This window comes from Kitasatospora sp. NPDC056800 (assembly GCF_042789775.1).
Classification (GTDB): Bacteria; Actinomycetota; Actinomycetes; order Streptomycetales; family Streptomycetaceae; genus Kitasatospora.
In genome coordinates, this window is the sequence record NZ_JBHUAL010000199.1 from 1 (window position 1) to 15,230 (window position 15,230).

The following is a 15,230-nucleotide window of genomic DNA, read 5'->3' on the forward strand; positions in this document are numbered from 1 at the left end:
CCGTCCACGTGGGCGGCTCCCGGCGGGCGGGTGGCGCCTAATGGCATGTTCATGGCGGACCTATCGCTCGGTACACGGCCCGCGGTGTGCGGGCCGTTCGGACAGTGAGAAGACTGTCGCACAGCGTTGTCACCCCTGTGGGTGATTTCGACAGAACGCGGGCAAAATTTCCGCTGGCATATGCCACTGTGGCCGGAGCCGTCGTCGCCCTGTGTGCGGACGGGGGCCCGAGGCGGTAACCTTCGGTGATTCCGGCGCCCGGGCGCCCACCGCAGTACCGACCAGAGACCCCGGCGACGGAAATCCCGTTGCCACTCCGACCGCCGCAACGGATGCTGACCTCATGTTCGAGCCAGTGATAGCACCCAGTGCCAGCCTCCTAGGCCTCCTTCAGCGAGGCCGTGGTGACGGGCAGCTCCACGCGCTGGCCGCCGACCGTGCCGAGGCCATCGCCGCGCTGGAGGAGTGCGTCACCAGGGACCCGCGAGCCGACTGGCAGGTCGAGAGCCGCTCCCTCTACTACGCGCGCATCTACATGGACCTGGAAGCCCCCCTCGAGGGCATCGAGGACCACCTCCACTCCGCCGAGGACCTGGTCACCGACGACGAGAGCCGCACCGGCCTCGCCCTTTCCGTCCTGGGCCACCTCGCCGCGTACGGCCGGCGCGACGCGCTGCTGATGCTGCGCGAGTACGCCGCCACCGGCGCCAACTGGGCGTGGGCCCTCGACGAGCTGGCCCTGCGCGACGACGACCGCGGCCTGCTGCTGCTCGGCACCGCCGTACTGGACCACTTCGAGCCGGGCCCCGAGGGCGACGCCGAGCTGCGCGAGTTCATCCGCAACGCGTACGAGCCCCGGCCCTGGCGGCTCTGGGCGGCCTACCACCCCAGAGTGGCGGCGGCCAGCGAGCAGTCACCCTTCGACCTGTGGCAGCGCCAGATCAACCGCAGCGGGGTCACCCCCGGCTGGTCCACCGCCGACGTGCTGGCCTGGGCCGACCAGGGCGAGCTCGGCGGCCTCGGCGCCGGCGCCTTCCTCGGCCGGCCCGACGCCCGCCCGGAGCCCGCGCGCGGCCCCGACTCGCCGTCCGGCCCCGACGCGGTGGACCGCCGCGCCGCCGCGGCCGCCCGCTGCCTGACCGCCGTGGTCCGGCCGGAGGACCGTCCGCTGCTGCTGGAAGCGGCCCGCGACGGCCTGCCCGGCGCCCGCCGGGCCGCCCTGCGCCACCTGGTGGAACAGCGCGACCCGGCCGCCGTCGAACTGATCGAGGCCGCCGCCGCGGACGTGGACGACCGGATCGTCCGGGCCGCCCTGGAGCTGCTCGGCCGGATGCGCGGCCCCGAGGTGCTGACGCAGGCGCGCCGCTGGGCCGACCCGGCCAGCGGCGGCGCCGACAGCGCGCTCGGCGAGGCCGCCGTCCAGCTGCTCGCCGACGCCGGGGAGCCGGCCGACGCGCCGCTGGTGGTGGCCGGGCTGCGCCGCTGGATCTCCGTGCGCGGGGTCAGCGGTACCGGGCTCGGGTCGCTGGTCGACGGTGCGGGGCGGCTGGCCGCCGCCGACGCCGTCCCGGTCCTGCGCCACGTCTACGGGGAGGCCGCCTCCTCCGAGCTGCGCGGACGCGCCGCCCAGGCGCTGGCCGCGACCGACGTGCACTTTCCCGAGGGGCCCGCCGTCGAGTGCCTCTGGGACTGCGAGGAGTCCACGCGTGAGCTCGCCGCGCGCCATGTCGCCACCACGGGCGACGCGCGTGTGATGGAGCGGTTGCGCAGGCTCGCCGCCGACCCGGCCGAGGAGGCCGAGGTCCATGCCGCCGTACGCGGCCGGCTGACCGCCGCCCGGGAGTTCGGGCGTTAGGGTCCACAACGTTCGGTGGGCCGGGACACCGTGTCGGTGTCCCGGCCCACTCGTTTCCGCGGGTCCTGGTTTTGTGGAACCCGGTTCTACTTCACCGCGCCCGCGTCCGGGGTCAGGACGCCGCCGACGACCAGTCCGATGATCAGAACGCCGAGCAGCACCCGGTAGACGACGAACGGCAGGAAGCTGTGCGTCGAGATGTACTTCAGGAACCAGGCGATCGCCGCGTAGCCGACCAGGAAGGCGATCACCGTGGCCAGGATGGTCGGCCCCCAGGCCGGGGCCGGGCCCTCGCCGATCTTGAACAGCTCCAGCGCCCCGGAGGCGAGCACCGCCGGGATGGCGAGCAGGAAGGAGTAGCGGGCCGCCGCCTCCCGGCTGTAGCCGAGCAGCAGACCCGCGCTGATCGTGCCGCCGGAACGGGAGACGCCCGGGATCAGCGCCAGTGCCTGGGCGAAGCCGTAGACACCCGCGTGCGGCAGCGTGAGGTCGGTGATCGGACGGGCGTGGCGGACGGCCCGGGTGCGGTCGGCGAAGGCCAGGATCAGGCCGAAGACGATCAGCGTGGTGCCGATGATCCGCAGGTCGCGCAGGTGGGTCTCGATGGTGTCCTGGAACAGCTTGCCCAGGATGCCGATCGGCAGGGTGCCGATGATCACGAACCAGCCCATCCGCGCGTCCGGGTCCGAGCGCAGCGCCGGCCGGAACAGGGACAGTGCCCAGGTCTTGATGATCGAGGCGATGTCCCGGCGGAAGTAGATCAGCACCGCCGTCTCGGTGCCGAGCTGGGTGACGGCCGTGAAGGCCGCACCCGGGTCGTCCCAGCCGAGCAGGGCCGAGAAGACCCGCAGGTGGGCGCTGGAGGAGACCGGCAGGAACTCGGTGAGCCCCTGGATCAGGCCGAGGACGGCCCCGTGGAACCAATCGATCACCGGGCACCCGCCGGGGGTATCCGTCGGGCGAGGGGCAGGGGCGGCATGGGCGGGTCCTTGCGGGTCGGATGGGCGTGCGGGACCACCGTGACCCGCCCGGCCCGCGGGCCGCGCGCGAGCCCGGCGCGCGGCTGATGGTACGGGGTGAAGGTGACAGTTCTTTGTTCACCCTTTGTTCCGGCTTTGCGCACAGGGCCCCTGCCGCTCCGGCGACAGCCGGGAGCTACAGCACCGGCCGCGCCCGGACCCAGGTGCGGTCCGCCGTCAGGTAGCGCTCGACCACCAGACCGGCCTCCGCGAGCGCCCGCTCGAACGCCTCGGTGCTGAGCGGTCGGGACAGGAAGGTCTGGGTCCAGGTGCCGTCCGGGAAGACGTACTCGAACCGCACGGAGTTGACGCCGTCGCCGACCGGCGTGGCGGAGACCAGCCGGGCCCGCCCGTCCGGGCCGATCGGGCTCTCCCGCGGCACGTTTCGGTGCCAGTCCTCGCCCTCGCGCTGCACCAGTACGCAGCCGTCCTCGGCGACGTGCCGGCGGCAGGTCTCCAGCAGGCCCCGGCGGACCGTCACGTCACCGGCGTGCACCAGGAAGGAGGCGAGCATGACGACGTCGAAGCGCTCGCCGAGGTCCAGCGCCTCGATCGGGCTGCGCACCGTGCGGACGTCCGGGCGGACCCGGGCCAGCATGTCGGCGGACTCGTCCACGGCCGTCACGGTGAAGCCGCGGTCGGTCAGCGGGTGCGTCATCCGGCCCACGCCGCAGCCGAGTTCGAGGATGTGCGCGCCGGGCGGCACCGCCGCCTCGATCACGTCCGGGGCGTCGCCCGCGGGGAGGCGGGTCCACACCTCGACGGCGCAGCCGTCCGGGGTGATCGCACCCTCGCCCGTCCCGTCGTAGCCATCGCGTCGTTCGTCTGCCATGCCGTTCATCGGAACACGGACGGGTGGGCGGGGAAAGAGGGCGTCGGCGGGTCCGCGTGGGCCGCGGCGCGTTCGGGGTCGGTCTACCGGGGGCCGTCCTCCAGGTCGGCCAGGGTCGCGTGCAGCCAGGCGAGTTCGGCCTCGGTGGTGGCGCGGGCGACGAGCAGCAGGCCGCGCCGGAAGGGGTCGTCGAACTCCTCGGCGCCGATCGGGCGGTCGCCCTCGTAGAAGAAGCTGGCCGGCTCGGCGAGGAAGGACAGTCGGCGGCGGAGCACGGCGGCCTGGGCGGCGGGGTCGGCGAGGTGCCGCAGGAAGGCGAGCAGGGTGAACCAGCGGTTCTCGTCGCTGACGTCGAGCGGTTCGGGCTCGCGCAGCCGGTCGAGCAGCGCGGCGCGGCCGGCCCCGGTGAGGTGCAGGGTGTGCCGGGGCGCGGCGGCGCTGCCCGGCTCGGTCTCGCGGACCAGCAGGCCGTCGGCCTCCAGACGCTTGATCGCGGGGTAGAGCGTGCCGTCGCTGATCGGTCGGACGTGCCCGGTGAGCGCGGCGAGGTGGCGGCGCAGCTCGTAGCCGTGCAGGGGGCGGTCGTACAGGAATCCGAGGATGGCGAGCTTCAGCATGGGGCCACTCTGTCAGATCCGTCCCTCGGGGCGTGGGTATCTCGCTATCGCGATACCTCGGGTTCGAGGTATGGTCCTGCTCGTCCGCCGGAAACCCCCGGGCCGGCACCCCGAGCCGGCCCCCCAGGAATGAGGAGCGAGTGAGCATGCGCGAGGCCCCCGTCACCCCGAACGGCGACCGGATCCGCTGGGTCGAGCTGCCCGGCGCCGAGCCGGTCCGGCTCTACCTGCACGGGCTCGGCTCCAGCTCGTCGGCCTACTTCGCGGCCGCCGCCGCCCACCCGCTGCTGGCCGGGCGGCGCTCGCTGCTGCTGGACCTGCTCGGCTTCGGCCTCAGCGACCGGCCGACGGACTTCGGCTACACGCTGGAGGAGCACGCGGACGCGGTCGCGACGGCGGTCGCGGCCGCCGGGCCGGACCGGGTCGAGGTGGTCGGCCACAGCATGGGCGGGGCGGTCGCGATCGTCCTCGCCCGGCGGCACCCGCACCTGGTCGAGCGGCTGCTCCTGGTGGACGCCAACCTGGACCGGATCGACCCCGACCGGCGCCGCCCCGGCAGCAGCGGCATCGCGGCCTACGGCGAGGAGGAGTTCCTGGCCGGCGGCCTGGGCGAAGTCGCGGAGCGGGTCGGCCCGTTCTGGTGGTCCACCATGCGGCTGGCCGGCCCGGAGGCGCTCCACCGCAGCGCCCGCCACCTCGCCCGGGCGACCGAACCGACCATGCGCGAGCTGCTGCTCGGCCTCGACCTCCCGCGCACCTTCCTCCACCCGGCGGCGGACGGCGAGCCCGCCGGTGCCGACGCCCTCCGCGCGGCCGGAGTGCGGGTGGTCGCGGTGCCGGACTGCGGGCACAACATCATGGTCGACAACCCGGACGGCTTCGCGGCCGCCGCGGCGGAGGCGCTCGAACAGGGGTGAGCGGGTTCGTGGGTCGCCCGGTGCTCCCGCTCAGCGCTCCCGCAGGGGGACGAAGCGCACCGGCGTCCCCGGCCGGGCCTGGGCGGCGGCCGCGAGGTCGGCGGCCGGCACGACGCCGATCACCGGGTAGCCGCCGGTGGTCGGGTGGTCGGCCAGGAACACCACCGGCCGGCCGTCCGGCGGAATCTGCACCGCGCCCAACACCATGCCCTCGCTGGGCAGTTCGCCGTCCCGGGCGCGCGCGACCGGCGGGCCCTCGGTGCGCAGCCCGACCCGGTTGCCGGTCGGGGACACCAGGTACCGGTCGCGGCCGAGGCGGGCCACCGCCTCCGGGGTGAACCAGTCCGCGCGCGGTCCGAGCCGCAGCCGCAGCACCAGTTCGGCCGGGGGAGCGGGCAGCGGCACCAGCTCGGGCCGGGCCCGGTACGGCGGCGGGGTGCCGACCGGCAGGCGGTCCCCGGCGGCCAACGGGGCCGGCCCGAGCCCGGCGAGCAGGTCCGTCGAGCGGCTGCCGAGCACCGGCGGGACGTCGATCCCGCCCGCCACCGCCAGGTAGCCGCGCACCCCGGCCGTCGCCGCCCCCACCTCCAGCAGCGCTCCGGCCGGCACCAGGACCGGTGCGCCCCAGGCGGCCGGCCGGCCGTCCACCCGGACGGGCGAGGGCGCACCGGTGACGGCGACCAGGGCCGCCGCGACGGCCCGCAGCGCGACCCCGCCGAGCGTGGTCTCCAGCCCGGCGGCCCCGGGTTCGTTGCCCACCAGCCGGTTGGCCGCCCGCAGGGCCGGCTCGTCCAGCGCCCCGGCCCTCGGCACCCCGAGGTGGGCGACCCCGCGCCGCCCGAGGTCCTGGACCGTGGTCAGCGGTCCCGGTCGCTCCACCACCAGCTCGTTCAACTCGCCTCCCCCTCAGGCCCGTTCAGCGGTGAAGCGGACCCGGGTGCCCGGGGCCAGCAGGGCCGGGGGCTCGCGGTCGGCGTCCCAGAGGGCGAGCGCCGTCCGGCCGATCAGCTGCCAGCCGCCGGGGGAGGGGTGCGGGTAGACGCCGGTGTACGGGCCGGCCAGGGCGACCGAGCCGGCCGGGACGGAACTGCGCGGGGTGGCCCGGCGCGGCACCTCGTACGGTGCCGGGAGGCCGGTGAGGTAGCCGAAGCCGGGGGCGAAGCCGCAGAACGCGACGACGTACTCGGGCCCGGTGTGGATCCGGACGGCGGCCTCCACGGAGACCCCCCACAGTGCGGCGACCTCGGCCAGGTCGGCGCCGTCGTACACGGTCGGGACCTCCAGCAGCGGTCCGCGCGCCACCCCGGCCGCCGCCGTCGGACGGGCGGTGCGCAGCAGGGCCACGACCGCGTCGACGTCCGCGACGCCGTCCAGCAGCAGGGTGCGCGCGGCCGGGACCAGTTCCTCCACCGCACCGAGCGCCCCCGACTCCCGGCGCTCGCTCAGCCAGCCGTACAGCGCGGCCACCTCGGCCGTCCCGGGCAGTTCGACCAGCAGCGCCCACTCGCCGACCCGGCGCACCGTCCCCGGTGTCACGTGAAGGCCTCCACCCGGACCCCGGCGGAGGCCAGGGCGCCGCGGATCCGCCAGGCGAGCTGGGCGGCGCCGGGGGTGTCGCCGTGGACGCAGAGCGAGCGGGCCTCGACGGCGATCCGCTCGCCGCCGGCGGCCTCCACCGTGCCGTCCCGGGCGATGGCGACGGCGCGGGTGATCACCGACTCGGGGTCGTGCACCACGGCGTCCGGCTCGCGGCGTGGCACGAGGGTGCCGGTGCGGGTGTACGCGCGGTCGGCGAAGGCCTCGGCGACTACGGGGAGCCCGACGCCCTCGGCCACCTCCAGCAGCAGCGAGCCCGGCAGGCCGAGCACGGGCAGCGGCCCGTCGCAGACCGCGCCCGCCCGCAGCACGCCGGCCACCACGGCCTCGGCCTGCTCGGAGTCGCCGACCACCCGGTTGTAGAGGGCGCCGTGCGGCTTGACGTAGGAGACCTTGGAGCCGGCCGCGCGGGCGAACACCTGGAGGGCGCCGATCTGGTACGCGATCTCGTCGGCGAGCTCCTCCGGGGGCACGTCCATCGCGCGGCGGCCGAAGCCGGCCAGGTCGCGGTAGGAGACCTGGGCGCCGATCCGGACGCCGCGCTCGGCCGCCAGCGCGCAGACCCGGCGCATCGTCGACGGATCCCCGGCGTGGAACCCGCAGGCGACGTTGGCGCTGGTCACCACCGACAGCAGGGCCTCGTCGTCGGTCAGGGTCCAGCGTCCGAACCCCTCTCCGAGGTCCGCATTGAGATCGATCACCGCATCGGCCACGCCCGTCCGCCTCCCAGCAGCTGTTGAGCCAGATGGTAGGGCCTGCGGATGAAGGCCGTTGCCCGTGACCCGGAGCCCCGCGGGCGCCGCGGCGTGTGCCCGGGGCCGCACGCCCCGGGGCGGCGCCGCGCGGGGTCGCGCCGGGGTGCGAGCCGGGCGCGCGGGCCGCCCGGGCTCAACCGGCGGTCGCCGGCCCCCGGAACGCGCGCTCCAGCGGGCGCAGCGCCCGCAGCACGACCAGGAGCGGGATGACGCCGAAGACGCCGAACGACATGTCGATGAATCGCCATGCCAGCGGGATCCCGCGCAGCGGCCCGCAGATCAACGCCAGCGGGATGACGGCCCCGCAGGCCAGCACGGCCCAGCGGATCACCCAGATGTTGCGGACCGGGTCCTTGAGCGGCCCCCAGAAGGCGGCGGCGATCACCAGGTGGGCGAAGGCCAGCCAGTCGGTGCCGTAGGCCAGGAAGGGGTACCGCGCGTTTGTCTCGGCGACGCCCGTGTGGACCCGGTCGATCCAGGCCGTCGCACCGGGGAGGTGATCGCTCAGCGGGGCGGCCGGGCCGGCGGCGAAGTCCGCCAGCCAGCGGGTCTCGGTCTCCAGCGGGAACGCGGTGAGACCGCTGAGCACCAGGCAGACCAGGAAGAACCAGAGCCACCGTCGGACCTTGCGAAGGATGACCGCCGAGTCGCCGTCCATCTCGCACACCTCCATGCCGAGCATGCCGAAGTGCAGGCGGAGCCTTGTCCCGCCTGCGCGGAACCGACTCTAGACCTATCTTTTGAACGTGTTCAACTAGCCTTCGGGGTGGGTGGGGCCCAGGCGGGGCCCAGGCAGGGCCCAGGCGGGGCCCGGCGGAGTCGGCGGGAGGGTGGTCGGGGGCGCGCGAGGGTGGGCCGGGGCCGGATCGGGGGCTGGAGGGGAACCGGTCGCGTCGGCGGGAACGGTGGCCGGGGCCGCACCGGGTCGAGCCGGAGTCGTGCAGGGGGCGCGGCGGCACTGCCCCGCCCCGAACGCAGCGGTGCCCGGGCTCCGCGGAACCCGGGCACCGACGGCGGCCAGTGCGCCGCGTACGGCCGTTACGCCGTGTAGGTGTACGTCACCGGCGCGCTGGTCCCGCCCGCCGTGGTGACCGTGACGTCCACCGGCCCGGGCTGGGCGCCCGCCGGGGCCGTGGCGGTGCAGGCGGTCGGACCGCAGGAGACGTGGGTGGCCGGCACCCCGCCGAAGGCCACCGACCCGTACGTCAGGTTGCTGCCGAACAGGTACACCCGGGTACCGCCGGCGGCCGGGCCGGAGGTGGGAGAGACGCTGCTGAGCACCGGCGCGGCCGGGGCCGGCGGCGGGGCGCCGGTGTAGTCGAAGGTGACCGGAGCCGCGGCCGTGCCGCCGGGCGTCACCACGCTGACCGGGGCGCTGCCCGTGCCGCCCGGGGTGGTCACCGCGCAGGCGGTGTCGGTGCAGCGGCCGGGGGCCGGGACGCCGCCGACCAGCACCATGCCGTTGGCCAGGTTGCTGCCGCTGACGGTCACCGCGGTGCCGCCGGTGCCCGGGCCGGTGGCCGTGTCGAGGCCGGTGACGGCGGGGGCGGCCTGGACGGTCGCCGGCAGGTAGCTCTTGCTGCCGAGGTCGTAGCCGGAGACGTGCCCGGTCGGGTCGGTGTCGTTCGGGTTGGCGACCGTCGCGGTGATCGCGCCGACGATCGGCACGCCGGGCGTGGTGGCCAGGTTGAGCTTCATGAAGTTGTAGCTCCCGACCGCACGGGTGGCGGTGAACACGGCCTCCAGGTGGCGGTGGTCGGGGGAGAGGGCGGTGGTGAAGGTGTAGTCCGGTGGCGCGGGAAAGAACATCGCACCGTCGGTGGTGACGCCGGGCGGCAGGTCGAGGGTGATGTGGGTCGGCCCGGTCAGTTCCGTGGTGCCGGCCACGGTCCAGCCCACCGACATGTTGCCGGTGGTGAAGAACCCGCCGGGGTAGTTCCCGTTCTGCGAGACGGTCACGTGCTGGGCGGAGGTCGGGACCGCCGGGGTCGCGGCCTCGGCGGTGGCGCCGGTGGCGAGGACGGCGCCGGTGGTGAGGGTGGTCACGGACAGCGCGGCGGCGAGGCCCGCTTTGGCCAGTCGGGTGATCATGCGTCGATCATCACCGAACCAATGCGCCGCCCTCACGGTTTTCTCGAATACCGGTTCGGGAATGGCGGAATCCCGTCGAAACCACGTTCCGAATCCGTCACCCGAACCGCCGCCCACCTGCCGCTCCGCCCGCCCGCAAGGTCCGTTTCGGTCGAACTCGGTGCGAACCTCTAATCTTGTCCACCGTGACCGCCATCGCAGACCCGCCCATCGAGCCCGGCCTCCGACCCCCGGCCGGCCCGGCCGCCGCGCGCCCCGCGCCCGGCCCCGCCGCCGACGAGGGCCTGGCCCGCCGGCTCAAGGCGCTGGCCTGCACCGCCCCGCTGCACGACCTGGACAACCGCAAGGTCAACCTGGCCGGCGAGTACGGCGGCTACGCGATGGCCGAGGTCGGCCTCGCCGCGATCGACCTGGTCACCCTGCACATGGACTTCGACACCGGGGCCGACCGCGAGATAGTGCTCGCCCGGCTGCTGCCCCGGGTCGCCGCCCAGGCCGTCGGCCGTCCCGCCGTCGAGCACGAGCGGGTCGCCCGCTGGGTGCTGGAGTCGCTGATCAACGTCGGCAGCGTGGACCGCGGTTTTCGCGCCGTCTACGGCACCTTCGGCGCGGACGGCGAGTACGTCCGCCGCGACTACGACTTCAAGCTGATCGAGGAGGTCCCCGGCCCCGACGGCGGCGTCTACCTGCGCACCACCGACGAGGCGGTCAACGTCCTGGTCGGCGCGCTCGACACCGACGTCACCTCGGCCCAGATCGCCGCCGAGGTCAAGCTGGAGGTGCTGATCCGCCGCGGCCGCCTGGCCGACGCCCAGCTCGCCGCCGAGCAGGCCCGCTACCGCACCGTCCAGTACGCCGAGACGCTGCGCCGCGCCCTGGACGCCACCCGCCGCAACGTTCGGGCGGTGGACTGGATGCGCGCCATCCCCGATCTCATCGAGGAGGCGCTGGACCACATCGCGGACCGCTACCGGCACGAGAACGCGATTCTCACCAACATCCGCAAGGCCCGCGACGAGGCCGAGGACCCCGAGCACAAGCGCCGCGCCGCCGAGCTGGTCGACATCGTCAAGGACTGCATCCGCCGCCACACCCAGCTCCAGACCCGCCTGCTGGAGGCCGGCCCGCTGTTCCGCGCCGAGCAGGACCGCCAGGCCTTCGCCGCCCCCGGCGCCCGCAGCGGCATCGACCTCTACGGGCAGCTGCTCGCCCCCGTGCTGCGGCTGCCGATAGAGCAGGCCGTCCGCCCCACCGGCGCGTTCTTCGCCCGCGGCGCCGGTCTGCGCACCCCGGTCTCGGTGCGGGTCGCCGACCTGGTCGACCTGCTGCTCACCCCGCCGGTCGAGCGCGAGCACCTCGGCGCCGAGCTGCCCGACCCGGACCTCGTCGCCACCCCGGACGACAGCCGGTTCTCCGAGGCCCAGCTGGAGTCCGCGATGCTCCTGCTCGACCTGCCCCCGGACGCCCCCCGCCGGCTCTCCGGCCTGCTCGCCGACGCCCGCAAGCAGGACCCGGACCTGCCGTACGACCCGGACCTGCCGTACCTGGTCGCCCTGCTCGCCGTGCACGCGGCCAGCCCGCCGGTCGGCACCGCCTACCGCCAGGGCGAGGAGCGGCTGCTGTTCGCCGTGGACGACGGCACCCCGCTGCGCGACCGGGAGTTCGGCGGCGCCGACCTGATCGTCGGCAGCGCCCTGCTCGACGCGGTCGGCATGGCCGCCGACCGCAAGGACGCCGGCTGACCGGCCGGGAGCACACGTTGCCGGGACCAACCCCGCCGGGACCAACCATGACGAACCGTAACCACCGCGCCACCCCCGAGGAGCACCGCCCGTGACGACCCACCACGACACGTCCTGGGCGGCCGAGACCGAACCCGCGGCCCCCGCGCCGATCACCCCGGCCGACGTCGCGGACGCCGCCCGACTGGTCTCCTTCGGCCTCCAGGCCAAGCTGCTGCCCGCCCGCGACGCCGAGTACGCCGACCTGGTGCGCCGCCACCGCGAGGACCCGCCGTTCGCCCGGCTCGCCGACGCCATCGCGACCGGCATGGGCCTGGTCGTCCTGGAGGTCTCCCCGCGGGCCGGCATGGCCGTGGCCGCCGCCGAGGACTCGCTGTTCGCCGTCCGGATGGGCGACTACTCGCGCCGCGCCGCCTCCGAGTCCACCGACCGCTTCCTGCACGGCCTCGCCCACCTGGCCGTCGCCGCGATGGCCTTCCCGCGCCCCGAGGACCTCGCCGACGACGGCTACCTCGGCCGGATCACCGTCAACGGCGTCGACTCCTTCGTCCGCCAGGCCTGCCGCCGCCTGGAGGAGCAGGCCGACGCGGACGGCGCCAACACCGACCCGGCCTCCGACGCCCCCGGCCTGGAGGCCGCCTGGCGGGTCTGGGCCCGGCGCACCGCCACCGGCGCCACCAAGGACGCCCGCCGGCTCTCCGGCTCCACCATCGGCATCGTCGCCAAGGCCGTGCTGTTCCTGGTCGACTCCGGCTTCCTCCAGAAGGTCTCGGACGACTCCGGCGGCACCTACCGCACCACCGCCCGCTACCAGCTCCAGGTACGCGACCTGGCGGGCAGCGCGGCCATGGCCGAACTGCTCGACCTCGGCATCGTCCCGGTCTCCGACGGCACCGCCAGCCTGCTGCCGCCGGACACCGGCGACGAACTGGTCGCCGACGCGGGGCTGCCGTTCCACTCCCTCTGAGCCCCGGCGCCCGGAGCCCACCCGCTCCGGGCCCACCGCGCCGCCCCGGCCCACCCGCCCCGATCCGGCCCGCCGCCCATCCCTCACGCCACGCAAGCCACGGAGAACAGCCGCACATGTACGAGCTCAACCGGGTCCGCCTCTACTCGATCGGACCGGCCGGCGCCCGCTACGCCGACACGGTGCTCGACCTGCGCGGCGTCGGCGAGCCGGTCGCCGACCCGGCCCCGCAGCAGATCGGCCTGTTCGGCGAGGAACCCGACGGCCCGGTCCGCCGCCCCGCCCCGGCCGGCGTGCTCTTCCTGGAGAACGGCGGCGGCAAGTCCGTCCTGCTCAAGCTGATCTTCTCGGTCATGCTCCCCGGCCACCGCAACACCCTCGGCGGCGCCAGCTCCGGCGTGCTGCGCAAGTTCCTGCTCGCCGACGACTGCGGCCACGTCGCCCTGGAGTGGCAGCACACCGTCACCGGCGAGCCGATCGTGGTCGGCAAGGTCAGCGAGTGGCGCGGCCGCCAGGTCTCCTCCGACCCGCGCAAGTTCGCCGAGACCTGGTACTCCTTCCGCCCCGGACCCGGCCTGACCCTCGACTCGCTGCCGGTCGCCGAACGGGTCAGCCTGGCCGGCGACCAGAAGGCCCGCGGCCGCCGCCGCACCATGAAGGGCTTCCGCGACGCCCTCACCGAGGCCGGCAAGGCCCACCCGCACCTCGACCTGGTCTTCGAGGACGGCCACGACCGCTGGACCGAGCACCTCGGAGAGCTCGGCCTCGACCCCGAACTCTTCCGCTACCAGCGCGAGATGAACGCCGACGAGGGCGAGGCGGCCGGCCTCTTCGCGGTCAAGCACGACAGCGACTTCACCGACCTCCTGCTGCGCGCCGTCACCGACACCCGGGACACCGACGGCCTCGCCGACCTCGTGCACGGCTTCGCCGCCAAGCTCGGCCGCCGCGCCGAACTCACCGCCGAACGCGACTTCACCGCCGGCTCGCTGGACCTCCTGGAGCGCATCGCCGAGGCCACCACCGCCCGCGAGACCGTCCGCGAGGCCCACCGCACCGCCGAGCGCCGCACCCGCCGCCTCGCCCACGCCCTCGCCTCCCGCGCCACCGCCGAACGCGACCGCGCCCAGGACCTCGCCATCGAGGTCGCCGCCGCCGCGAGCGCCGTCACCGCCGCCGAGGCCGACCGCACCCGGCACAGCCTGATCACCGACGAACTCACCCACCGGCACGCCACCCTGAGCCTCACCGCGGCCACCGCCGAGGCCGCCGCGCTGCGCCGCGAACTCATCGACGCCCGCACCCTGCACTCCGCCTGGCAGGCCGCCGAGGCGGTGCTGCGCCAGCGCGCCGCCGCCGACCGGGTCGCCCGGGTCGCCGCCGCCATCCGCGAGGCCGAGCTGGACGCCGCCCCCGCGCTCGCCGCCCGCGCCCGCGCCGCGACCGCCCTGGCCCGCGCCCTGGAGGCCGCCGCCGCGGCCGCCGAGTCCCGCGCCGACACCGAGGAGGAGCGCGCGGGCGAACTCCAGCAGGACGGCGGCAAGGCCCAGACCGACGCCACCGAGGCCGCCACCGCCGCCCAGAAGGCCCGCAGCGAGGCCGACCACCTGCGCCAGCGCCTCGCCGAGGTCGAGCAGGAGACCGAGGCCGCCGTCGCGGCCGGCTTCATCGATGCCGACGGCGACGTGGACCCGGCCCGCGCCGCCCTGTACGCCGCCGACGTCGAGAAGGCCGCCTCCGCCGCGCTCGCCCAGGCCCGTACCGCCGCCGAGTCCGCCGCTGCCCGGCTGCGCGAGGCCGCCGCCGCCACCTCGCGCGCCGAACTCGCCGCCGAGCGGGCCGGCGACGCGCGCAAGGACGCCGCCCGGTCCCTCGCCGCCGAGCAGCGCACCGCCGCCCTGCTCGCCACCGAACAGCGCCTCGCCGACCTGCTCTCCCTGACCCCCTACCAGGAGGGCGCCGAGGAGGACGCCGGCTTCCTCACCCCCGCCCTGCTCGACCGCAACGCCGAGTACCTGCGCGAACTCCTCGACGAGTCCATCGCCACCGCCGAACGCACCCTGTTCGACCTCCGCACGGCCGCCGCCGACGACTCCCGCATCCTCGCCGCCCTCGGCGACGGCGGCCTGCTGCCGCCCGGCCCGGACGTGCTCGCCACCGTCGAGTACCTCGCCGAGCACGGCATCCCGGCCCTGCCCGGCTGGCGCTACCTCGCCCAGTCCGTCGACCCGGCCGACCACGAGGCGATCCTCGCCGCCCGCCCCGAACTGGTCGACGGCGTCGTCGTCACCGACCCGTCCTCGCTGGAGCGCGCCCGCGAGGCCCTGCAGGCCGCCGCCCTGCTGCCGCGCTCCACCGTCGCCGTCGGCGCCGCCGCCTCGCTGATCGCCCCGATCACCGACGAGCCCGCCTTCTTCCTCGTGCCGCCGAACCCGGCCATGCACGACGAGTCCGCCGCCGACGGCGAGCGCCGCGAACTGCGCGCCCGGGCGAGCGCCCGCGAGGAGCACATCCGCGAACTGGCCGGCCGCCTCGGCGCCGACCGCGCCCTCGCCGCCCGCCTCGCTTCCTGGCACGCCAGCTGCCCGCCCGGCACCCTCGCCGAACTCGCCGCCGCCGCCGAGGCCGCCCGCGAGCACGCCGAGCAGGCCGCCGCCGCCCTGGCCACCCTGCGCGCCGACCACGACGAGGCCGAGACCGACCACACCGCGGCCGCCTCCGCCCACGAGGAGCACCGCGAGGCCGCCCAGCGCGCCCGCCGCCGCGCCGACGCCCTCTCCGGCCTCGCCTTCCGGCTGCGCGAGCGCGCCAACTGGGCCCGCCGCCAGCGCGAACTCGC

The 15,230-nt window shown here is 75.7% G+C and carries 12 protein-coding genes and 1 pseudogene; 5 read left to right on the forward strand and 8 right to left on the reverse strand.

The window, feature by feature from the left end; genetic code table 11:
* Positions 1–343: 343 nt before the first annotated feature.
* Positions 344–1,855 (forward strand): HEAT repeat domain-containing protein, encoded by a 1,512-nt coding sequence (locus ACFRQN_RS32490; RefSeq protein WP_380743937.1) that lies wholly within the window; start codon positions 344–346, stop codon positions 1,853–1,855.
* Between the two features lie 86 nt (positions 1,856–1,941).
* Here ACFRQN_RS32490 and ACFRQN_RS32495 read toward each other — a convergent pair whose 3' ends face one another.
* The 3 genes from ACFRQN_RS32495 to ACFRQN_RS32505 form a co-directional block, all read right to left on the reverse strand.
* Positions 1,942–2,784, reverse strand: a complete 843-nt coding sequence (locus ACFRQN_RS32495) for an undecaprenyl-diphosphate phosphatase (protein ID WP_049659308.1) — start codon at positions 2,782–2,784, stop codon at positions 1,942–1,944.
* Between the two features lie 226 nt (positions 2,785–3,010).
* Positions 3,011–3,706, reverse strand: coding sequence for a class I SAM-dependent methyltransferase (locus tag ACFRQN_RS32500; RefSeq protein WP_380743939.1), 696 nt, complete (start codon positions 3,704–3,706; stop codon positions 3,011–3,013).
* An 83-nt stretch (positions 3,707–3,789) separates the two neighbouring features.
* The gene (locus ACFRQN_RS32505) at positions 3,790–4,323 is read right to left on the reverse strand and encodes a PadR family transcriptional regulator (protein WP_380743941.1); all 534 of its coding nucleotides are present in this window, start codon (positions 4,321–4,323) and stop codon (positions 3,790–3,792) included.
* A gap of 146 nt (positions 4,324–4,469) precedes the next feature.
* On the opposite strand from ACFRQN_RS32505, the gene ACFRQN_RS32510 reads away from it, so the two are divergent.
* A complete protein-coding gene (locus ACFRQN_RS32510; protein WP_380743943.1) occupies positions 4,470–5,240 on the forward strand; it encodes an alpha/beta fold hydrolase in 771 nt (256 codons plus the stop codon).
* Between the two features lie 30 nt (positions 5,241–5,270).
* Here ACFRQN_RS32510 and ACFRQN_RS32515 read toward each other — a convergent pair whose 3' ends face one another.
* The 5 genes from ACFRQN_RS32515 to ACFRQN_RS32535 form a co-directional block, all read right to left on the reverse strand.
* Entirely contained in the window at positions 5,271–6,134 is an 864-nt protein-coding gene (locus ACFRQN_RS32515) for a biotin-dependent carboxyltransferase family protein (RefSeq protein WP_375876686.1), read from the reverse strand.
* Between the two features lie 12 nt (positions 6,135–6,146).
* Complete coding sequence (gene pxpB, locus ACFRQN_RS32520; protein ID WP_380743946.1) at positions 6,147–6,776, reverse strand: 5-oxoprolinase subunit PxpB; 630 nt, start codon at positions 6,774–6,776, stop codon at positions 6,147–6,149.
* The gene (locus tag ACFRQN_RS32525; protein ID WP_234348727.1) at positions 6,773–7,549 is read right to left on the reverse strand and encodes a LamB/YcsF family protein; all 777 of its coding nucleotides are present in this window, start codon (positions 7,547–7,549) and stop codon (positions 6,773–6,775) included. The genes pxpB and ACFRQN_RS32525 overlap by 4 nt, the downstream gene beginning before the upstream one ends.
* Before the next feature lie 175 nt (positions 7,550–7,724).
* Entirely contained in the window at positions 7,725–8,249 is a 525-nt protein-coding gene (locus tag ACFRQN_RS32530) for a hypothetical protein (protein ID WP_380743948.1), read from the reverse strand.
* 380 nt (positions 8,250–8,629) lie between these two features.
* A complete protein-coding gene (locus ACFRQN_RS32535) occupies positions 8,630–9,682 on the reverse strand; it encodes an IPT/TIG domain-containing protein (RefSeq protein ID WP_380743950.1) in 1,053 nt (350 codons plus the stop codon).
* Positions 9,683–9,867: 185 nt separating this feature from the next.
* Between ACFRQN_RS32535 and ACFRQN_RS32540 the strand changes: the two genes are divergently transcribed.
* The 3 genes and pseudogenes from ACFRQN_RS32540 to ACFRQN_RS32550 all read left to right on the forward strand — a co-directional run.
* Positions 9,868–11,424: a hypothetical protein gene (locus tag ACFRQN_RS32540; protein ID WP_380743952.1), complete on the forward strand. Its 1,557-nt coding sequence runs from the start codon at positions 9,868–9,870 to the stop codon at positions 11,422–11,424.
* Positions 11,425–11,515: 91 nt separating this feature from the next.
* Entirely contained in the window at positions 11,516–12,391 is an 876-nt protein-coding gene (locus ACFRQN_RS32545; RefSeq protein WP_049658421.1) for a hypothetical protein, read from the forward strand.
* Between the two features lie 116 nt (positions 12,392–12,507).
* Positions 12,508–15,230 (forward strand): annotated as a pseudogene (locus ACFRQN_RS32550) (hypothetical protein); the annotation flags it as partial.